Source organism: Kitasatospora sp. NBC_01250 (assembly GCF_036226465.1).
GTDB lineage: Bacteria > Actinomycetota > Actinomycetes > Streptomycetales > Streptomycetaceae > Kitasatospora.
This window is the reverse complement of sequence record NZ_CP108476.1, coordinates 3,370,664-3,391,499: the sequence shown is the minus strand read 5'-3', so window position 1 is coordinate 3,391,499 and position 20,836 is coordinate 3,370,664. Positions and strand designations below refer to the sequence as shown.

The following is a 20,836-nucleotide window of genomic DNA, read 5'->3' as shown; positions in this document are numbered from 1 at the left end:
TGCGGAATGTCTCGCGACGGCGTTCAGCAGGCCGCCATCGGGCATCAGAGGAGTCTGCCATGCGGCGCGGACGGCGGTGGCGCGGCCCTTGGCACCCGGGGTTGACGGCCGGTCACCGGATCGCGGACCCAGGACCGGCGACCCGGTGTCCCCGACTCGTGGCGGCCAGGCCGTGATTGGCGGGCGACCCGCTCGTTGGACCGATCGGATGCCCCCCGCCGGGGTGGCCACACGCCGGCGGTGCCCTCCCCATGCGCACCGAGGAGCTGCCTTGAGCACCGCCCTGACCGGAGCCCCGGCCACCGTCCCCCGCCAGCTGGACCAGTCCGCCGAGTCCGATCCGCTGCTGCACCAGGATCCCGCGGTCGCGGCCGAGCAGGCTGGCGTGGAGGCGTTGCTGCGCTGCTGGTGCCGGGAGACCGGAGCCGGCCCCGGCCAGGACGGCCTGCTGCGGATCCCGGTGCTGGACGGGGCGGCCCACCTGCTGGCGCCGGTGCGCCACTGGTCGCCGTGCGGCTGGCACCGGTTCGGCCCGGCGGTGCTGGCACCGGGGGCGGGCGACAGCTGCGAGCCGGTGGGCGGCACCCCGCTGGACGCGGTCACCGCCGCGGCGCTGCTGGCCCGTTCGGCCACCGGCCACCCCGACCCCGAGCAGATCGCCGACCTGGCGGGCCGGGTCGCCGACTCGGTGCGGCGCACCGCCGACCTGCTGCTGCACCGTCGCAGCCACCCCGATGCGGGACCGGAGAGCGTCTTCCTGCGCGGCGAGCAGGCCCTGCTGCTCGGCCACCCGCTGCACCCCACGCCCAAGAGCCGCGACGGGCTCGGGCCGGCCCAGAGCGCCGCCTACTCGCCCGAGCTGCGCGGCTCGTTCGCGTTGCACTGGTACGCGGTGGACCGCGAGCTGCTGGCCGCCGACTCGGCGCTGCCGGTCAGCGCCGAGCAGCTGACGGCCGGACTGCTCGACGCCCCGCGGCTGCTGCCGCCCGGCACCGCCGCACTGCCGCTGCACCCCTGGCAGGCGCAGGAGTTGGAGCGCCGACCGGGGATCGCCCGGCTGCTGGCCGAGGGCGCGCTGCACGACCTCGGCCGGCACGGCGACCCCTGGTACCCGACCTCCTCGGTGCGCACCGTCTGCCGGCCCGGCACGCCGTGGATGCTGAAGCTCTCGCTCGGCCTGCGGATCACCAACTCGCGGCGGGAGAACCTGCGCAAGGAGCTGCGCCGGGGCCTGGAGGCGCACCGGCTGCTGGAGGCCGGCCTGGGCGCCGAGTGGCGGGCGGCGCACCCGGGCTTCGACATCGTGCGCGATCCGGCCTGGATCGGCGTGGACCTGCCCGGCGCCGACCCCGGCGAGCCCAGCGGGCTGGACACGGTGCTGCGCTGCCAGCCGTTCGCCACCGGGGACCGGGCGCTCTGCGTGGCCGGCCTGGTCGCCGAGCGGCCACTGGGTGAACCCGCCCGCGGTGTGCCCTCCGAACTGGGCGACCTGCTGCGCGCGCTGGCCCGCCGGTGCGGGCGGCCGTTGCCGACGGTGGCCGCCGAATGGTTCCTGCGCTACCTGGACGCGGTGGTGCTGCCGGTGCTCTGGCTGGACGGGCAGGCCGGGATCGCGCTGGAGGCCCACCAGCAGAACAGCCTGGTCCTGCTGGACGCCGACGGCTGGCCCACCGGCGGCCGGTACCGCGACAACCAGGGCTACTACTTCCGGGTCTCGCACGCCGCCCGGCTGGAGCGCCGGCTGCCGGGCCTCGGGAAGGAGAGCGACACCTTCGTCGAGGACGCGGTCGCCGACGAGCGGTTCGCCTACTACCTGGGGATCAATCATATCCTGGGCCTGATCGGCGCGTTCGGCTCGCAGCGGCTGGCGGACGAGCGGGTGCTGATCGCGGCGCTGCGCCGGTTCCTGGCCGGCCCCGCCGCCCGGGCCACCGGCTCCACCCTGCCGGCCCATCTGCTGCACGCGCCGAGCCTGCGCTGCAAGGCCAACCTGCTGACCCGGCTGCACGGCCTGGACGAGCTGGTCGGACCGGTGGAGACGCAGTCCGTGTACGTCACCGTCCCCAATCCGGTGGTGGCGGGATGACCGCGCTGACCACCCGGGCCGGGGAGTTGCGGCTGCGCATCGTGCGGCCCGGGGACCTGCCGCTGATCACCGCCTGGATGAACGACCCGGTGGTGGACGCCTTCTGGGAGCTGGCCGGACCGCCGGAGGTCACCGAGCGGCACGTGAGTGCCCAACTGGTCGCGGACAGCCACAGCGTGCCGCAGCTCGGCCTGCTGAACGGCGTGCCGGTGAGCTACTGGGAGGTCTATCGGGTCGAACAGGACCGGCTGGCCGGCTACTACCCGGCGGACCCCGGCGACATCGGCCTGCACCTGCTGCTGGGACCGCGCGAGAGCCGCGGCCGGGGCCTGGGGACCGTCCTGCTCAGCGCGATGGCCGAGCACCTGCTGCGCACCAGCCCGCGGGTGGTGGCCGAACCGGACGTGCGCAACACGCCGTCGGTGCGGGCCTTCGCCCGGGCCGGCTTCCAGCACGCCGGCGAGATCGACCTGCCCGACAAGCGCGCGGCGCTGATGATGCGTGAGCGCCCGAGCGCCCCGAGTACGAGGGACACCTGATGGACCGCCAGGACAGCGGATACGACCTGCTCGGCGTCGGCATCGGTCCGTTCAACCTGGCGCTGGCCGCGTTGGCCGACCAGGTGCCGGGGCTGCGCGCGCTCTTCTGCGACCGGAAGCCGGAGTTCCGCTGGCACCCGGGCATGCTGGTGGCGGGGGCCAGGATGCAGGTGCCGTTCCTGGCCGACCTGGTCTCGCTGGTGGACCCGACCAACCCGTGGTCCTTCCTGAACTACCTGCGGGTGCACGAGCGGCTCTTCCCGTTCTACTTCGCCGAGCGTTTCCAGCTGCCGCGGCGCGAGTACGACCACTACTGCCGCTGGGCCGCCGAGCACCTGGCCGCCTGCCAGTTCGGCACCGAGGTCACCCAGGTGCACTGGACCGGGCAGGCGTTCCGCGCCACGCTGCGCTCGCCCGCGGGCGACTGGAGCGTGCAGGCCCGCAACCTGGTGCTCGGGGTGGGGACCGAGCCGGTGCGTCCGGCCGCCTTCGACGCGCTGGCGGGGCGGCCGACGGTCTTCCACTCCGGCGAGTACCTGGAGCGCCGCGGCGCGCTGGCCGGCGCCCGGGACATCACCGTGGTGGGCTCGGGGCAGTCCGGCGCCGAGGTCTTCCTGGACCTGCTGCGCGCCAGGGAGGGCGACGGCACCCGGCTGCGCTGGCTGACCCGGAGCCGGGCGCTGGCGCCGATGGAGTACTCCAAGCTCGGCCTGGAGCACTTCACCCCCGACTACACCCGCTACTTCCACGCGCTGCCCGAGCCGGTCCGCGACCGCCTGGTGGCCGAGCAGTGGCAGCTGCACAAGGCGGCCAGCGCCGAGACCCTGGCCGAGATCCACGACCTGCTCTACGAGCGGACCATCGGCCTGCCGCTCGGGGCGGCGGCGGCCGAGATCATCCCCGGCACCGCGGTGACCGAGGCGCTGCCGGGGCCGTGCGGCGGTCTGGAACTGCGCTGCCTGCACCGCGACTCCGGGGCCGCCCGGGTGGTGCGCACCGATGCGGTGGTGCTGGCCACCGGCTACCGGGCGGCTCCTCCGGCCGCCCTCACGCCGTTGGCCGAGCTGATCGACTGGGACGAGCAGGGCCGGTTCCGGGTCGACCTGGACCACCGGGTGGCCACCGTGCCCGAGTTGACCGGCGGTCTGTATGTGCAGAACGCCGAGCTGCACACCCACGGCGTCGGCGCCCCCGACCTCGGCCTCGGCGCCCACCGCGCGGCCGTGATCCTCAACGCGCTCACCGGGCGCCGGGTGCACCGGCTGCCCGCCCGGACCGCTTGGACCAGCTTCGCCCCGGCCACCCTGCCCGCCCAGGGGGTCGCCTTCCCCGAGGAGTGGAACCGTGCCCCGTCCGCCCGTCGTTGACCCGTCCGCCGTCGGTCCGCTGACCCGGCCGCGCTGGCGGCAGGCCTGCCGCGCCCTGCTGGCCAAGCTGCTCGGGGAGTTCGCGTACGAGGAGCTGCTGCACCCCGAGCCGGTCCCCGGCGGCTACCGGCTCCCGCTGCCCGAGGGCCCCGAGTACCGCTTCACCGCGCGGCGCGGGGCGTACGGCAGCTGGCGGGTCGACCCGGACTCGGTCAGCGCCGACGGAGCGCCCGCCGACGACCCGTTCGAGTTCCTGCTCGCGGCCCGCCGCTTACTCGGCCTCTCCGGGGACACCGTCGGCCACCTGGTCCGGGAGCTGACCGCCACGCTGCTGGCGGACGTCCGGCTGGCCGCCGGCGCGCTGAGCGCGGCCGAGCTGGCCGAGCTGGACCACACCACGCTGGAGGGCTACCAGAGCGGGCACCCGTGGCTGGTGCTGAACAAGGGCCGGCTCGGCTTCGCCGCCTCCGACAGCGTGGCCTGGACGCCCGAGGCCCGGATGCTCCAGCCGCTGGGCTGGCTGGCCGTCCACCGCGACCTGGCCGAGTACCGGGGCACCGGAGCGCTGGCCGAGGCCGAGGCGCTCTACCGCACCGAGCTGGACCCCGAGGTGCTGGCCGGCTACCGGCTGCTGCTGGCCGGGCGCGGCCTGGACCCCGCGGCCTACCTGCTGCTGCCGGTGCACCCCTGGCAGTGGGACGAGACGGTGCTGCCGCTCTTCGCGCCCTGGGTGGCCGAGGGGCGGATCGTGCCGCTGCCCGCCGACCGGGACCTGCGGCTGCCCCAGCAGTCCATCCGCTCGTTCTTCAACGTCACCAGCCCGCACCGGCACACCGTGAAGCTGCCGCTCTCGGTGCTCAACACGCTGGTCTGGCGCGGGCTGCCGACCGAGCGGACGCTGGCCGCGCCCGCCGTCACCGCCTGGATCCACGCGGTCCGCGACCAGGACGCCTTCCTGCGCGAGGAGTGCGCGGTGGTGCTGCTCGGCGAGGTCGCCTCGGTCACTATCGAGCACCCCTACTACGCGCGGCTGCCCGAGGCGCCCTACCAGTACAAGGAGCTGCTGGGCGCGATCTGGCGCGAGCCGCTCGGCAGCCGGCTGCGGGCCGGGGAGCGCGGGCGCACCCTGGCCGCCCTGCTGCAGACCGGGGCGGACGGGCGGGCGCTGGCGACCGAGCTGATCACCCGCTCGGGGCTGTCGGCGCGGGACTGGACGGCCCGGCTGTTCGGCGTGATGCTGCCGCCGCTGCTGCACTTCCTGTACCGCTACGGCACCGTCTTCTCGCCGCACGGCGAGAACGCGATCCTGATCTTCGACGCCCGGGACGTGCCGGTCCGCCTGGCGATCAAGGACTTCGTGGACGACGTCAACCTCAGCGACCAGGACCTGCCCGAGCTGCGCGGGCTGCCGCCCGAGGTCGCCGGGGTGCTGCTGCGCGAGCCGCCGGCGAAGCTGTGCCAGTTCCTGCACGCGGGCCTGTTCATCGGCGTCTACCGCTACCTCGCCCCGCTGCTGGAGGAGGGGCTCCAGCTGCCCGAGCCGGAGTTCTGGGGGCTGCTGCAGGCCGAGATCCTCGCCTACCAGGCACGGTTCCCCGAGCTGGCCGAGCGGTTCGCACTCTTCGACCTGCTCACCCCGGCCATCGACCGGCTCTGCCTGAACCGCAACCGGCTGCTGCTGGACGGCTACCGGGACCGGCCCGAGCGCCCGCACGCGGCGGTCCACGGACAGGTGGCGAACCCGCTGGCGGTCCGGCCGGCCGGTCTGCCCGCTCCACGGGACCGCGTTGTCAGTCCGGCCCCGTAGGCTGGGGAGCGTCATGACGAACGACTCCGCACCCCAGCTGCTGCCGGACTCCGGCGCTCCCGCGGCGACCGGCCGCATTCCCGAGCTGCTGCACGCCGCCGTGACCGCGGTCGGCGGCGTCGAGCGACCCGGGCAGATCCGGATGGCCGAGGCCGTCGCCGAAGCGGTCGACGGCGCCGAGCACCTGCTCGTGCAGGCCGGCACCGGCACCGGCAAGTCCCTCGCCTACCTGGTCCCGGCCCTCGCGCACGGCGACCGCGTGGTGGTGGCCACCGCCACGCTCGCCCTGCAACGCCAGCTGGTGGAGCGGGACTTGCCGCGCACCGTGGAGGCGCTGCACCCGATCCTGCGGCGCCGCCCGCTGTTCGCGATGCTCAAGGGCCGCTCCAACTACCTCTGCCTGCACCGGGCCAACGAGGGCACCCCGAGCGACGAGGGCGAGGGGCTGTTCGACCCGGTCGAGGCGCTGGGCGGTCCGAGCGGCAAGCTCGGCCAGGACGTGCTGCGACTGCGCGAGTGGGCGGACGAGACCGAGACCGGCGACCGGGACGACCTGACCCCGGGTGTCTCCGACAAGGCCTGGGCCCAACTCTCCGTCAACTCCCGCGAGTGCCTGGGTGCCAGCCGCTGCGCCTACGGCCAGGAGTGCTTCGCCGAGAAGGCGCGCGAGCGCGCCAAGCTCGCCGACGTGGTGGTCACCAACCACGCGCTGCTCGCCATCGACGCGATCGAGGGCGCCCCGGTGCTGCCCGAGCATGAGCTCCTGATCATCGACGAGGCGCACGAGCTGGTGAACCGGGTGACCGGCGCGGCCACCGCCGAGCTGACCGTCGGCGCGGTCAACCGGGCGGTCAAGCGCGCCGCCCGGCTGGCCAACGAGAAGGCGGTGGACGCGCTGCAGGCCGCGGCCGAGAGCTACCACGGCCTGATGGAGACGGCCCAGCCCGGCAAGGTCGACGAGCTGCCCGAGTACCTCGGCTACGCGGTGGCCGCGATCCGGGACGCCAGCCGCCAGGTGATCACCTCGCTCGGCGAGACCCGGGACAAGGGCCTGTCCGACGAGGACGCGGTGCGCAAGCAGGCGATGGCCGCCGCCGAGACGCTGCACGACACCACCGAGCGGCTGCTCTCCGAGTCGCCCTACGACGTGGTCTGGATCGAGCGCAACGACCGCTACGGCTTGGTCCCGGCCTCGCTGCGGGTGGCGCCGATGAGCGTCTCCGGGCTGCTGCGGGAGAACCTCTACAAGGAGCGCTCGGTGGTGCTCACCTCGGCCACCCTCAAGCTGGGCGGCGACTTCAACGGCGTGGCCGCCTCGGTGGGCCTGCCGGGGGAGGGCCGGCTGCCGCAGGAGCGCACGGCCGAGGAGCCGGAGCGCGAGCAGGGCGAGGACGCGCCGCCGTACTGGCGCGGGCTGGACGTCGGTTCGCCGTTCTCCTACCCCAAGCAGGGCATCCTCTACGTCGCCAAGCACCTGCCGCCGCCGGGCCGGGAGCCGGAGCGGCCGCAGATGCTGGACGAGCTGGCCGAGCTGATCGGTGCGGCCGGCGGGCGCACGCTGGGCCTGTTCTCCTCGATGCGGGCCGCCCAGACGGCGGCCGAGCAGCTGCGCGAGCGCCTGGACGTGCCGATCCTGCTGCAGGGCGAGGACACCCTGGGCGAGCTCATCAGGGCGTTCGCGAGCGACTCGGAGACCTGCCTGTTCGGCACCCTGTCGCTCTGGCAGGGGGTGGACGTGCCCGGCTCCGCCTGCCAGCTGGTGGTGATGGACCGGATCCCGTTCCCGCGCCCGGACGACCCGCTGATGAGCGCGCGGCAGAAGGCGGTCGAGGAGGCCGGCGGCAACGGCTTCATGGCGGTGGCCGCCACGCACGCCGCGCTGCTGATGGCGCAGGGCGCGGGCCGGCTGGTGCGGGCGGCCGACGACCGGGGCGTGGTGGCGGTGCTGGACCCGCGGCTGGCGACGGCGCGGTACGGCGGCTTCTTCCGGGCCTCGATGCCGGACTTCTGGTACACCACCGACCGCAACCAGGTGCGCCGCTCGCTGGCGGCGATCGCGCAGAGCGCGCCGCCGGTGCGGCCGGTCGCCCCGCGCGGCTGACGCAGGCCGTCCGCCCGGCGCCCGGCGCGATCGACGAACGCCTTGGGGCCCCGCACTGTCACCCAGTGCGGGGCCCCAAGGCGACCGGCGGCGCGATCAGAGCCTGCGCAGCACCGCGACGACCTTGCCGAGGATGGTCGCGTTGTCACCGGGGATGGGCTCGTAGGCAGGGTTGTGCGGCAGCAGCCAGATCCGGCCGTCCTCGCGCTTGAGGCGCTTGACGGTGGCCTCGCCGTCGATCATCGCCGCCACGATGTCGCCGTTCTCCGCGACCGGCTGGCGGCGCACGGTGACCCAGTCGCCGTCGCAGATGGCCGCCTCGATCATCGAGTCGCCGCGTACGGTGAGTGCGAACAGCTCGCCCTCGCCGACCAGTTGGCGGGGCAGCGGGAAGACGTCCTCGACCGTCTGCTCGGCCAGGATCGGGCCGCCGGCGGCGATCCGGCCGACCAGCGGGACGTAGGAGGTGGCGGGCCGACCGGCCGCCTCGGCGGTGTTCGGCCGGGTCACCTCGACGCCGCGCACCTCGTAGGCCCGCGGGCGGTGCGGGTCGCGCCGCAGGAAGCCCTTACGCTCCAGTGCCATCAGCTGATGGGCGACCGAGGAGGTGGAGGAGAGGCCGACGGCTTGGCCGATCTCGCGCATGCTCGGCGGGTAGCCGCGGCGCTGCACGGAGTCCCGGATGACGTCGATCACCCGGCGCTGGCGCTCGGTGAGCCCGGCCTCGTCGGTGCGGATGCCGGGGGGACGGCCGGGCAGGGAGCGCAGCTGGCCGTTCGGCAGGCCCAGTGGGACGTCCTGCACCGAGGCGTGCTCGACGCCCTGGTCGGGGAGGTAGCCCGGGGCGGGGCCGAGGCCGGGGGCTCCTCCGGACGGAGTCTGGTGGGTGTCGGTGCGATCCATGCTCTGGTCCAAGCTCTGCTGGTCCACGGCGGTGCGCCCCAGCAGGTGCTGGGCGCGGTCCTGCACCGGGATACCGCGGGTGTCGGCGACGGTGTTCACGGGCGTCTGGAAGGCGCCGGCAACGGCGCTGGAACTGGTGCTGCTGGTCTGAACGGTGCTCACGGCGGCCCCTCTCGTCGGGCGTACTCCCTTGCCTGCCCAGCCCAACGGCAGCACCTATCGAAAGGTTGCGCCAAACACACGTTCGAGTGAATTATCGGGGAGTTGGCTGACTTGATCAAGGCATTCGGTGTATGTCGAGTAAATGTTCGATCGATGCCAATTCTAAGGGGCGGTTCCGGGCGGGGCGGGGGCCGGGTCGTGATCGGCGGCAATCGGCTGAAATCGTCTGCTCGGCTGTCCGGGTGAGGCTCGGCGACTGACCAGCGCCGATTGCGCGCGGTGAGCCCGAGGCTACCCGGATCCGGCGTGTCCGAGCGGCATGTTCACCTAGATCTAGTGGTTACATAGGTGCTCGTGGCCCACAGGTTGTGGTCCCCCGGTAGTCGATCATGGTGGGCGTCGCCTAGACTGGAGGCCGCTCGCCCGCCAGTCCAGCCAGGAAGGGAGTCAACCCGTGCACTGCCCCTTCTGCCGGCACTCCGACAGCCGTGTGGTCGACAGTCGGACCACCGAGGACGGCAGCTCGATCCGCCGTCGCCGCCAGTGCCCGGACTGCAGTCGGCGCTTCACCACGGTGGAGACCGCCACGCTGATGGTGATCAAGCGCAGCGGGGTGACCGAGCCGTTCAGCCGGGAGAAGGTGATCTCCGGAGTCCGCAAGGCCTGTCAGGGCCGGCCGGTCACCGAGGACGCCCTCGCGCTGCTCGGCCAGCGGGTCGAGGAGTGCGTGCGGGCCAGTGGCAGCGCGGAACTCTCCACCCACGATGTGGGATTGGCCATACTCGGTCCGCTCAAGGATCTGGACGTCGTCGCGTACCTTCGATTCGCGTCGGTCTACCAGGCCTACGACGGACTTGCAGACTTCGAGGCCGCCATCGCCGAGTTGCGTGGCGCTGAGCCTCCCACCGCGTCGGAGGACGACGCCGCCGTCGTCTCCGTCGCCGCGCCCTAGGGCGCCACGCAGCCTTGGCCTCCCTTGGCCGAGGCATGCCTGAAAACAGGGTGCAAACCCACACAAACCGTGCGAAGCGGTCGGTGTTCCCGGCTGCCTGCCCGCACACCAGGAGAAGCGAAGCAGCGATACCCCAGAGGCGACAATTGGGGTGTTCGGGGCGTTTTGCCCAGGAGGAGGAGTACGAAGTGACAGACACGACGAGCGGTTCCGCACGCGGGTCGAAGTCCGACAAGGCCGCGAAGGGTGCCGGCAAGGCGTCCAAGGGCGGGCTGCGGATCGAGCGCATCTACACCACTCCCGGGGTCCACCCCTATGACGAGGTCAGCTGGGAGCGGCGCGACGTCGTCATGACCAACTGGCGGGACGGCTCGATCAACTTCGAGCAGCGCGGCGTCGAGTTCCCCGACTTCTGGTCGGTCAACGCGGTCAACATCGTCACCAGCAAGTACTTCCGCGGTGCGGTCGGCACCGAGCAGCGCGAGTGGAGCCTCAAGCAGATCATCGACCGCGTGGTGCTCACCTACCGCGCCGCCGGTGAGAAGAACGGCTACTTCGCCTCGCCCGCCGACGCCGAGGTCTTCGAGCACGAGCTGACCCACGCCCTCCTCCACCAGGTCTTCAGCTTCAACTCGCCGGTCTGGTTCAACGTCGGCACCAAGCAGCCCCAGCAGGTCAGCGCCTGCTTCATCCTGGCCGTCGACGACTCCATGGACTCGATCCTCGACTGGTACAAGGAAGAGGGGATGATCTTCAAGGGCGGCTCCGGCGCCGGCCTGAACCTCTCCCGGATCCGCTCCTCCAAGGAGCTGCTCTCCTCCGGCGGCAACGCCTCCGGCCCGGTCTCCTTCATGCGCGGCGCCGACGCCTCCGCCGGCACCATCAAGTCCGGTGGCGCCACCCGCCGCGCGGCCAAGATGGTCGTGCTGGACGTCGACCACCCCGACGTCGAGGCCTTCATCGAGACCAAGGTGAAGGAGGAGGAGAAGATCCGCGCGCTGCGCGACGCCGGGTTCGACATGGACCTCGGCGGGGACGACATCACCTCCGTGCAGTACCAGAACGCCAACAACTCGGTCCGGGTCTCCGACGAGTTCATGACGGCGGTCGAGAACGGCGGCGAGTTCGGCCTGCGGGCGCGGATGACCGGCGAGGTCATCGAGACCGTCGACGCCAAGAAGCTGTTCCGCAAGATGGCCGAGGCCGCCTGGGCCTGCGCCGACCCGGGCATCCAGTACGACTCGACCATCAACCACTGGCACACCTGCCCCGAGTCGGGCCGGATCAACGCCTCCAACCCGTGCTCCGAGTACATGCACCTGGACAACTCCAGCTGCAACCTCGCCTCGCTGAACCTGATGAAGTTCCTGCGCGACGACGACACGTTCGACGCGGAGAACTTCGCCAAGGTGGTCGAGCTGGTCATCACCGCGATGGACATCTCGATCTGCTTCGCCGACTTCCCCACCGAGAAGATCGGCGAGACCACCCGCGCCTACCGCCAGCTGGGCATCGGCTACGCCAACCTCGGCGCCCTGCTGATGGCCACCGGCCACGCCTACGACTCGAACGGTGGCCGTGCGCTGGCCGGTGCGATCACCTCGCTGATGACCGGCACCGCCTACCGCCGCGGCGCCGAGCTCGCCGGCGTGGTCGGCGCGTACGACGGCTACGCCCGCAACGCGGCCCCGCACCAGCGGGTCATGAAGCAGCACGCGGACGCCAGCAGCGCCGCCGTCGCGGTGGACGACCTGGACGCCCCGGTCTGGGCCGCGGCCACCGAGACCTGGCAGGACGTGCTTCGCCTGGGTGCGCGCAACGGCTTCCGCAACGCCCAGGCCTCGGTGCTCGCCCCCACCGGCACCATCGGCCTGATGATGGACTGCGACACCACCGGTGTGGAGCCGGACCTGGCGCTGGTCAAGTTCAAGAAGCTGGTCGGCGGCGGCTCGATGCAGATCGTCAACAACACCGTGCCGCGGGCGCTGACGCGCCTGGGCTACCACGGTGAGTCGGTGGAGGCGATCGTCGCCCACATCGCCGAGCACGGCAACGTGATCGACGCCCCCGGCCTGAAGGCCGAGCACTACGAGGTCTTCGACTGCGCGATGGGCGAGCGCTCCATCTCGCCGATGGGCCACGTGCGAATGATGTCCGCGATCCAGCCGTGGATCTCCGGTGCGATCTCCAAGACGGTCAACATGCCGCAGGACGCCACCGTCGAAGAGGTCGAGGAGATCTACTTCGAGGCGTGGAAGCTCGGCGTCAAGGCGCTGGCGATCTACCGCGACAACTGCAAGGTCGGCCAGCCGCTCTCGGCCAAGACCAAGGCCCCGGCCGCGGTCGAGCCGGCCGCGGCCCCGCAGCCGGCGGAGCAGGTCGTGGAGAAGGTCATCGAGTACCGCCCGGTCCGCAAGCGCCTGCCCAAGGGCCGTCCCGGCATCACCACCTCCTTCACCGTGGGTGGCGCCGAGGGCTACATGACCGCCAACTCCTACCCGGACGACGGCCTGGGCGAGGTCTTCCTGAAGATGTCCAAGCAGGGCTCGACCCTCGCGGGCATGATGGACGCCTTCTCGATCGCCGTCTCGGTCGGCATGCAGTACGGCGTGCCGCTGGAGACCTACGTCTCGAAGTTCACCAACATGCGCTTCGAGCCGGCCGGTCTGACCGACGACCCGGACGTGCGGATGGCGCAGTCGATCGTCGACTACATCTTCCGCCGCCTGGCGCTCGACTTCCTGCCGTTCGAGACCCGCTCGGCGCTCGGCATCCACTCCGTCGAGGAGCGCCAGCGCCACCTGGAGACCGGCTCCTACGAGCCGCTCGAGGAGGACGTGGACGTCACGGGCCTGGCCCAGTCCGCTCCGCGGGCCGTCGAGCCGGCCGCCGCGAAGCCGGAGGCGCCGGCCCCCGCCCCCGCCGCCGCCCCCGCCCCCGTGGCCGCCGCCAAGGCTCCGCACAACTCGACCGAGCTGCTGGAGATCCAGCTCGGCCTGAACGCGGACGCCCCGCTCTGCTTCTCCTGCGGCACCAAGATGCGCCGCGCGGGCAGCTGCTACCTCTGCGAGGGCTGCGGCTCCACCAGCGGCTGCAGCTGACGGCGGGCGCGCGGCCGCGTTGAGCGGGCCGGGGCGGGGAGGTCGGTGACAACCGGCCTCCCCGCCCCGGCCTTTTGCGCTGTCCGAGCGCCGCCGGGCCCGGTGGTGCGCCGACTGCGCTCAGTGGTCGTGTCGATACATAGACATCACGTCAACTAGCCGGTCGATCGGCTTATCTGAGTCGTTATGATTTGTTGACCGCGTGAACTGATCATGGGTCTCCAGCTGCTGCCGGAGGCCGGTGCGCGCTCGCCTGCCCTGCCTCCGACGCCCGCCGAGGAACCGCGCCATGACCGCACGCTCCCGCCAGTCCGGTAAACCGGCCGCGCTGGCCACCGCCCTGGTGGCAGTGGTCGTGGCCGGCGCCGCGGTAGTCGCGGCCGTCAGCAGTGCGCAGGCCGGGAACGGCCTGGCGGTCGGCCTCTGGTCCTCGCTGGCGGCGGCGGTGTGGTGCCTGACGGTCGGCGCGGTCCTGTTGCAGTGGCGCCGGGCCAGGCGGCTGGCGGTCGGACTGGCCACCGTCCGCACCAAGGGCGAGGCCGCGCTGGCCGCGGTGCTGCGGGCGGAGGCGGCCACCGCGGTGGCGATGGCCGAGGCGCGGGCCGCCCGGGCGCACGCCGCGGCGGCGCAGCGCGAGGCGGAGGCGGCCAGGGCCGAGATGCTCGCCGCTCGTGCCGAGGCCATCGAGGCGCGCAGCGAGGCGGCTGCCGCCCGGGCCGCGGCCGACGACGAGCGGGAGGAGCTCGCGCGGCTGGCCGAGCAGAGCATCCCGGAGGTGGTGCGCCGACTGCGCGCCGGGGCTTCGGTGGAGACCGTCCTGGTGGCCCATCGGCACACCGCGCACGAAGGCCTGCTCGCGCTGCTCGCCAAGGAGATCGGGTACGGCGAGCGCCAGCGCGCCGCGGCCCTGGCGGTCTGTGCGACGGCGGCCGGCCGGGTCCAGGCACTGGCCACCAGCATGCACGCGGAACTGCGCGAGATGGAGCACCGGCACGGCGAGGAGGTGCTCGGCGACCTGCTCCGGCTCGACCACAGCACCGCGCAGGCCGGCCGGATGGCCGACAGCATCGCCGTGCTGACCGGTGCCCGCAGTGGCCGGCGGTGGAGCCGGCCGATCCCGGTGGAGAGCGTTCTGCGCGGGGCGCTCGGGCGGATCAACGGCTACCAGCGGGTGCGGCTGCACTCGGCGAGCGGCGCGGCCGTGGCCGGCTACGCGGCCGAGGGCGTGATGCACGTGCTGGCCGAGCTGATGGACAACGCCGCCAACTTCTCGGCGCCGCCGGCCGAGGTGCACGTCTACGTCGAGGAGCTGCACGCGGGGCTCGCGGTCACCGTGGAGGACGGCGGGCTCGGGCTCTCCGAGGTCTGGCTGCGGCGGGCCGAGCAGGCGGTCTCGGGGGAGCCGCTGGACCTGACCACGCTCTCGGCGGGGACCCGGCTCGGTTTCGCGGTGGTGGGCGCGCTGGCACGCAAGCACGGGCTGGCGATCTCCTTCCGGCCGTCCTCGCGCGGCGGCACGGGGGTGGTGGTCCTGCTGCCCGAGCAGCTGATCACCCACCAGGAGCGGGAGGCGGAGCCGGAGCCGGAGCGCGCCGAGGAGGCGAGGCCGCCGGCCGGGGCCCGGCCGACCGCACCGGCCGTCTCGGCGGTGCCGGCGCTGCCGCGTTCCGCGGGGGCGGGGGGCGCGGTGGAACCGGCGTCCCCGTCCGCCTCGTCCTCCTCCACAGCACCGAAGACACCGGCCGCCCTCGGCGGGGCGGACGGCCTGCCCCGGCGGCGGCGCGGTCAGACGCTGGCGGCGGCCGGCGGCGTGGCACCCACGGTGGTCCGGGGGCCCGCCCGGCTGCCCGTCCGGACCGCCGGGCCGACCGACCGGACGGCGGACCGGAGGGCGGACGGCGGGGCGGACGAGGCGGGGGCGGTGGCCACCGCCGGCCGGTTCGGCGCCTTCCGCCAGGCCGCCCTGGGGGCGCGGCCGGCCGCACCGAGCACGCCTGCGGTGCCGCGCACCACCCCGGCGGCGGACGCTCCCGCGTCGCCCGACCACGCATCACCCGCGCACATCCCGAACACGGTGGAGGACAACACCTGATGACCAGCTCGACCGACCGCGACCTCGACTGGCTGTTGGAGAACCTGCTGGCCAACACGCCCGGCTCCCGGTACGCCCTGGTGCTCTCGGCGGACGGCCTGAAGCTCTGCCACAGCTCCGGCCTGAGTGCCGATCAGGCCGACCAGCTGGCCGCGATAGCCTCCGGCATCCAGAGCCTGGCGCACGGCGCCTCGATCGAGTTCGGCGACGGCAGCGGCGGGGTCCGGCAGTCGATGACCGAGTTCCACGGCGGCATCCTGTGCATCGTGGAGACCGGCCACGGCGCGCACCTGGCGGTGGTCACCGAGGAGAGCTCGGACGTGGGCGTGGTCGGCCACAACATGCATGGCCTGGTCGAGCAGATCGGCGAGTTCCTGAGCGCGCCGCCGCGCGGGAACGACACCACCGCGGGCGCGTGAGGCCGCCCCTGCGGCCGGGCGGCCTCGACGACGGCCCGGACCGGCTGTACACGGTGACCCAGGGGCGCAGCCGGCCCGGTTCGCACGCCTTCGACGTGGTGACCCTGATCGTCACCGAGCGGGCGCCGACCCCCGGCATGCAGTCCGAGCACGCCCGGATCCTGCGCCTGTGCGAGCGGCCGACCGCGGTGGTGGAGGTGGCGGCCGAGCTGAAGCTGCCGATCAGCGTGGTGAAGATCCTGCTCGGCGATCTGCTGGAAGCCGGGCGGATCACCGCCCGGCACCCGCGGTTCAGCCCCGCCCAGGCCCAGTTGCCCGATCTCGACACGTTGAAGCAGGTGCTGCATGGACTCCAACGGCTCTGAGGCCGGGGCCCGCACGCCGCCCCCGCGCATCCCGCTGCGGAGCACCGCCGACAACGCCTGGAAGATCGTGGTGGTCGGCGGGTTCGGCGTCGGCAAGACCACCCTGGTGGGGTCGGTGAGCGAGATCCGGCCGCTGGCCACCGAGGAGATCATGACCCGGGCCGGGATCGGCATCGACGACCCCTCCGCGGTGCGGGACAAGCGCGCCACCACGGTGGCCTTCGACTTCGGCCGGATCACCCTGTCGCCCGAGAGCGTGCTCTACCTGTTCGGTGCGCCCGGGCAGGAGCGCTTCTGGTTCCTGTGGGACCGGTTGTTCAGCGGTGCGCTCGGCGCGGTGGTGCTGGTCGACGAACGACGGCTGGCCGACTCCTGGTACGCGATCGACCGGCTGGAGCACCACGGGACGCCGTTCGTGGTGGCGCGCAACCTCTTCGGGCCGCCCACCCACTCGCTGGAGCAGGTCCGCGCGGCGCTGGACCTGTCGCCGCAGGTGCCGCTGCTGGACTGCGACGCACGCGAGCGCGCGTCCGGCAAGCAGGTGCTGATCGAGCTGGTGAGCCATCTCTACGCGCGTACCGAAGCCGGAATCCACGAGCGGGCGGCAGCGCACCGCGAGCCCGCAGAAGAGGAGAGCCACTCGTGACCGAGTCGGTGCCCACCCCGCCGCCCGGCTGCCCCGCGCACCGCGCCGCCGCGCCGCTGTACGGGCCGCGGTTCCAGACCGACCCGACCCAGGTCTACCGCGAGCTGCGGGCCGCGCACGGACCGGTCGCGCCGGTCGAACTGGCCGGCGGGGTACCGGCGTGGCTGGTGATCGGCTACCGCGAACTCCAGCTGGTGACCAGCCAGCCCAAGCTGTTCGGCCGCGACTCCAGCCGATGGAACGCCTGGCCCCGGATCCCGGCCGACTGGCCGCTGCGCCCGATGATGACCCCGGTGCCGTCGATCCTCTACACCGAGGGCACCGAGCACCAGCGCCGCTCCTCGGCGATCACCGACACCCTGGCCGCGGTCGACCCGTACGAGCTGAAGAAGTACTGCGAGCGGATCGCCGACCGGCTGATCGACTCCTTCGCCGGGCGCGGGGAGGCGGACCTGGTCGCCGAGTACGCGCACCGGATGCCGCTGCTGGTGCTCTGCTGGCTGCTCGGCCTGGACGACGCCCAGGTGCCGGTGCTGATCGAGAACCTGCTGGCGATGCTGGACGGCGGACCCGACGCGCAGCAGGCCTCGCAGCGGCTGCTGACGGTGATGCTGGAGCTGGTCGAGGCCAAGCGGGCCGAGCCCGGGGCGGACCTCACCTCCCGGTTGTTGGTCCACCCGGCCGGGCTGAGCGACGACGAGGTGGTGCGCGACCTGCGGGTGCTGCTGGCCGCCGGCCACCAGCCCACCGCGTACTGGATCGCCAACGCGCTGCGGCTGATGCTGACCGACGACCGGTTCGCGGCCTCGCTCGTGGGGGGTCGGCGCAGCGTGGGGCAGGCGCTCGGCGAGGCGCTGTGGGAGGACACGCCCACCCAGATCTTCGCCGGCCGCTGGGCGGTGCGGGACACCCAGCTGGGCGGGCAGCGGATCGCGGCCGGTGATCTGGTGCTGCTCGGGCTCGCGGGGGCCAACGCGGACCCGGCCGTGCGCCAGCCCACCGGGGAGGCGGCCGAGGGCAACCGGGCGCACCTGAGCTTCTCGCACGGCGAACACCGCTGCCCGTTCCCGGCGCAGGAGGCGGCCGAGGTGATCGCCGCGACGGCGGTCGAGGTGCTGCTGGACCGGCTGCCGGACCTGCGGCTCGCGGTCGCCGAGCACGCGCTCGTCTGGCGGCCCTCGGCCTGGGTGCGGGCCCTGGTGGCGCTGCCCGTCGGGTTCACGCCGTCGACGACGACCGGAGGAGCATTCGGATGACCAGCTTGGTGGCGCTCGACCCGCTGGCGCGTGACAACGCGGGGGAGGGGGCGGTGCTGCGCGCCGCAGGGGCGGTGGTGCGGGTGGAGCTGCCGGGGGGTGTGCGGGCCTGGGCAGTGGCGCGGCATGCGGCGGCCCGGGCGCTGCTGACCGATTCCCGGCTGGTCAAGGACGCCCGGCACTGGGCGGCCTACCAGCGCGGGGAGATACCGGGCGACTGGCCGCTGATCGGCCTGGCGGTGCCGGGACCGAGCATGGTGACCGCGGACGGCGAGCAGCACCGGCGGCTGCGCGCTTTGGTGGCACAGGCCTTCACCCCGCGGCGGGTCGAACTGATGCGGCCCCAGGTGGAACGGCTGACGGCCGAGTTGCTGGACGGCCTGGCGGCGGGGGAGCCGGCGGTCGACCTGAAGTCGGCCTTCGCCTTTCCGCTGCCGATGACGGTGATCGGCACGCTGCTCGGCGTCGACCCGGCCGACCACGGGTATCTGCGCGAGCTCTACGAGCGGTTCTTCAGCAGCGTGCCGGATCCGGAGGGGATCCAGGTCGTCATCGCGGCGCTGAACGCCTTCGTCAACGACCTGGTGCGGCAGCGGCGGGCGGCGCCCGGGGACGATCTGACCAGCGCGCTGCTGGCCGCCGATGTCGAGGGCAGCGAACTGACGGACGCCGAGGCGGCTGCGACGCTGCGGGTGATCATCGCGGCCGGGCACGAGACCACGGTCAACCTGATCACCAACGCGGTGCGCGCCCTGCTGGGGCACCCGGAGCAGCTGGCGCTGGTCCGCTCGGGGGCGGTGGGCTGGGGTGCGGTGGTGGAGGAGTCGCTCCGCTGGACGCCGCCGACCAGCAACTTCCTGTTCCGGTACGCGACGCAGGACATCGCGGTGGACGGGGTCGTGGTGCCGGCCGGAGAGCCGGTGCTGATCTCGTACAACGCGATCGGGCGCGATCCGCTGCAGCACGGGGACAGCGCCGAACTGTTCGACGTCACCCGGGAGGCGAGCCGGCACCTGTCCTTCGGGCACGGGCCGCACGTCTGCCCCGGCTCGCCGCTGGCCCGCCTGGAGGCGCAGGTGGCGCTGCCCGCGCTCTTCGAGCGCTTTCCCGATCTGGCGCTGGCGGTGCCGGATGCCGAACTGCGGCCGGGTGCTTCGATCGTGGTGAACAGCCTGCGCGAGCTGCCGGTGCTGCTGAGGGGCTGACAGCAGGTCAGAGCCCGCTGTGCTGACTCTGCTTGGGTGCGAGAAGTCGATCTCTCGGACTTCTCGCACCCTTGGCGTTTTCAGGCCTAGGACGGGTAGATATGCGCGGGCACGGACCGGTGGCGGTGCCGGCGCAGCCGGCGGGCTGTCCGGCCGGCGTCAGAAGGTGAAGTCGCGCCGGTGAAAGCTGAACGCTCCCTTGGCGCGGGGTGATAGGTGGGTTAACGTCTTCAAGCCAGTTGCCGTCGACTCGGCCGAGGCCAGTACCGCCGCGGCCCTTTCCTCGACCTTCGGTTCAGCGCAGTGTCATGTGGTTCGTCTCAGGCCGCAGGAGAACGCTTTGAACATCACGATGAGTGCCCGGCTTCGACATCGACTCCTGGTGGCTCCGGCGCTGCTGGGACTCGCTCTGACGGCTGCCTGCTCCAACAGTTCCGGGGGCGGTGGGAACAATGCCAGTTCGGGGCCGCCGCTGTCGGGCGCCTGTGCCAAGTACCAGCCCTACGCCGGGCACGCCGGGACCAAGGTGACGATGTTCGCCTCGATCCTGAGCCCGGAGTCGGACTCGCTGGAGAAGTCCTGGGCCGAGTTCAGTTCTTGTACCGGGATCAAGATCTCCTACGAGGGCTCCAACGACTTCGAGTCCCAACTGCCGGTCCGGGTCAGCGGGGGCAACGCGCCGGACCTCGCGGTCATCCCGCAGCCCGGTCTGCTGGCCCAGATGGTCAAGACCGGAAAGGTCGTCAAGCCGCCGGCCCAGACCGTGACGAACGAGAACCAGTGGAACCCGGTCTGGAAGACCTACGGTTCGGTCAACGGGACCTTCTACGCGGCGCCGATGAGCGCCAACATGAAGTCGCTCGTCTGGTACTCGCCCAAGGCGTTCCAGCAGGCGGGCTACACCGTGCCGAAGACCTGGGACGAGCTGATGTCGCTCAGCGACAAGATCGCCAAGGCGGGCGCCAACGCGAGCAAGCCCTGGTGCGGCGGCATCGGTTCCGGCACCGCGACCGGCTGGCCGGCCACCGACTGGCTGGAGGAGGTCGTGCTCGGCAGCCAGGGCGGTGACGTGTACGACCAGTGGGTGAGCCACAAGGTCAAGTTCAGCGACCCGCCGATCATCAACTCCATGCAGACGGTGGCGAACTGGATGCAGAACCCGGCCTGGGTCAACGGTGGGATCGGGGACGTGAAGTCGATCGCCACCACCACGTTCCAGGACGCGGGTGCGCCGATCCTCACGGGCAAGTGCTGGATGCTCCAGCAGGCCTCGTTCTACGAGGCGCAGTGGCCGCAGGGCACCAAGGTCGCCCCGGACGGCGACGTCTACGCCTTCGAGCTGCCGCAGACCAGCGCCTCGATCCCCCGGCCGGTCGAGGGCGGCGGCGAGTTCGTCACCGCCTTCTCCAGCCGGCCCGAGGTGCAGGCGGTGCAGAACTACCTCTCCACGGCGGACTGGGCCACCAGCCGGGTGAAGGTCGCCCCCGGTTGGGTCTCGGCGAACCGGGGCGTGGACAAGAGCCTCTACACCGACCCGATCGACAAGCTGTCGGCTGATGCGCTGACGGACCCGACGGCCACCTTCCGCTTCGACGCCTCGGACATGATGCCCGCGGCAGTCGGCTCCGGCGCGGAGTGGACGGCGTTCACGGCCTGGTTCGCGGAGGGCAAGCCGATCAAGCAGGTGGCTTCGGACATCGACGCCGCCTGGCCGCAGTAGGCGCCGCCGGTCGGTCAGCCGCTTAGTGGACCAGCCGGTCGATCAGTCCGTCGATCGGCTGGTCGACCGGCTGATCGACTGGCTCGCCGACCGGTAACGGGAGGACCCCGCTCGT

Annotated in this window: 15 protein-coding genes; 14 read left to right on the top strand and 1 reads right to left on the bottom strand. The window is 72.8% G+C overall.

The features are described from left to right. Window positions 1-208 precede the first annotated feature (208 nt). From OG500_RS13690 to OG500_RS13670, 5 genes are read left to right on the top strand one after another with little or no spacing between them, the layout of a single operon-like run. Complete coding sequence (locus OG500_RS13690; protein ID WP_442907034.1) at window positions 209-2,086, top strand: IucA/IucC family protein; 1,878 nt, start codon at window positions 209-211, stop codon at window positions 2,084-2,086. Further along, window positions 2,083-2,625 (top strand): GNAT family N-acetyltransferase, encoded by a 543-nt coding sequence (locus tag OG500_RS13685; protein ID WP_442789163.1) that lies wholly within the window; start codon window positions 2,083-2,085, stop codon window positions 2,623-2,625. The genes OG500_RS13690 and OG500_RS13685 overlap by 4 nt, the downstream gene beginning before the upstream one ends. Further along, window positions 2,625-3,992 carry a lysine N(6)-hydroxylase/L-ornithine N(5)-oxygenase family protein gene (locus OG500_RS13680; protein WP_329580122.1) on the top strand — a complete coding sequence of 456 codons (1,368 nt, stop codon included), beginning with the start codon at window positions 2,625-2,627 and terminating at the stop codon, window positions 3,990-3,992. Before OG500_RS13685 ends, OG500_RS13680 begins: the two co-directional genes overlap by 1 nt. After that, a complete protein-coding gene (locus tag OG500_RS13675) occupies window positions 3,970-5,799 on the top strand; it encodes an IucA/IucC family protein (protein ID WP_329580118.1) in 1,830 nt (609 codons plus the stop codon). Before OG500_RS13680 ends, OG500_RS13675 begins: the two co-directional genes overlap by 23 nt. 13 nt (window positions 5,800-5,812) lie before the next feature. Then, window positions 5,813-7,900 carry an ATP-dependent DNA helicase gene (locus OG500_RS13670; protein WP_327067004.1) on the top strand — a complete coding sequence of 696 codons (2,088 nt, stop codon included), beginning with the start codon at window positions 5,813-5,815 and terminating at the stop codon, window positions 7,898-7,900. 96 nt (window positions 7,901-7,996) lie between these two features. Here the strand turns inward: OG500_RS13670 and lexA are convergent, their stop codons facing one another. Further along, window positions 7,997-8,704 carry a transcriptional repressor LexA gene (gene lexA, locus OG500_RS13665; RefSeq protein ID WP_327071550.1) on the bottom strand — a complete coding sequence of 236 codons (708 nt, stop codon included), beginning with the start codon at window positions 8,702-8,704 and terminating at the stop codon, window positions 7,997-7,999. A 715-nt stretch (window positions 8,705-9,419) separates the two neighbouring features. Between lexA and nrdR the strand changes: the two genes are divergently transcribed. The 9 genes from nrdR (at window position 9,420) to OG500_RS13620 (ending at window position 20,721) form a co-directional block, all read left to right on the top strand. Then, window positions 9,420-9,917, top strand: coding sequence for a transcriptional regulator NrdR (gene nrdR / locus OG500_RS13660; protein ID WP_329580115.1), 498 nt, complete (start codon window positions 9,420-9,422; stop codon window positions 9,915-9,917). A gap of 188 nt (window positions 9,918-10,105) precedes the next feature. Further along, window positions 10,106-13,018: a vitamin B12-dependent ribonucleotide reductase gene (locus OG500_RS13655; protein WP_329580111.1), complete on the top strand. Its 2,913-nt coding sequence runs from the start codon at window positions 10,106-10,108 to the stop codon at window positions 13,016-13,018. Window positions 13,019-13,307: 289 nt separating this feature from the next. Continuing rightward, window positions 13,308-15,110 carry a sensor histidine kinase gene (locus tag OG500_RS13650; RefSeq protein ID WP_329580109.1) on the top strand — a complete coding sequence of 601 codons (1,803 nt, stop codon included), beginning with the start codon at window positions 13,308-13,310 and terminating at the stop codon, window positions 15,108-15,110. After that, window positions 15,110-15,529, top strand: coding sequence for a roadblock/LC7 domain-containing protein (locus OG500_RS13645; protein ID WP_327067000.1), 420 nt, complete (start codon window positions 15,110-15,112; stop codon window positions 15,527-15,529). The genes OG500_RS13650 and OG500_RS13645 overlap by 1 nt, the downstream gene beginning before the upstream one ends. Continuing rightward, window positions 15,526-15,894 carry a DUF742 domain-containing protein gene (locus tag OG500_RS13640; protein ID WP_327066999.1) on the top strand — a complete coding sequence of 123 codons (369 nt, stop codon included), beginning with the start codon at window positions 15,526-15,528 and terminating at the stop codon, window positions 15,892-15,894. The genes OG500_RS13645 and OG500_RS13640 overlap by 4 nt, the downstream gene beginning before the upstream one ends. Continuing rightward, window positions 15,875-16,540, top strand: coding sequence for a GTP-binding protein (locus OG500_RS13635; RefSeq protein ID WP_327066998.1), 666 nt, complete (start codon window positions 15,875-15,877; stop codon window positions 16,538-16,540). The genes OG500_RS13640 and OG500_RS13635 overlap by 20 nt, the downstream gene beginning before the upstream one ends. Further along, a complete protein-coding gene (locus OG500_RS13630; RefSeq protein WP_329580102.1) occupies window positions 16,537-17,796 on the top strand; it encodes a cytochrome P450 in 1,260 nt (419 codons plus the stop codon). The genes OG500_RS13635 and OG500_RS13630 overlap by 4 nt, the downstream gene beginning before the upstream one ends. After that, window positions 17,793-19,001: a cytochrome P450 family protein gene (locus OG500_RS13625; protein ID WP_329580099.1), complete on the top strand. Its 1,209-nt coding sequence runs from the start codon at window positions 17,793-17,795 to the stop codon at window positions 18,999-19,001. The genes OG500_RS13630 and OG500_RS13625 overlap by 4 nt, the downstream gene beginning before the upstream one ends. A gap of 340 nt (window positions 19,002-19,341) precedes the next feature. Then, a complete protein-coding gene (locus tag OG500_RS13620; RefSeq protein WP_329580096.1) occupies window positions 19,342-20,721 on the top strand; it encodes an ABC transporter substrate-binding protein in 1,380 nt (459 codons plus the stop codon). Window positions 20,722-20,836: the final 115 nt, after the last annotated feature.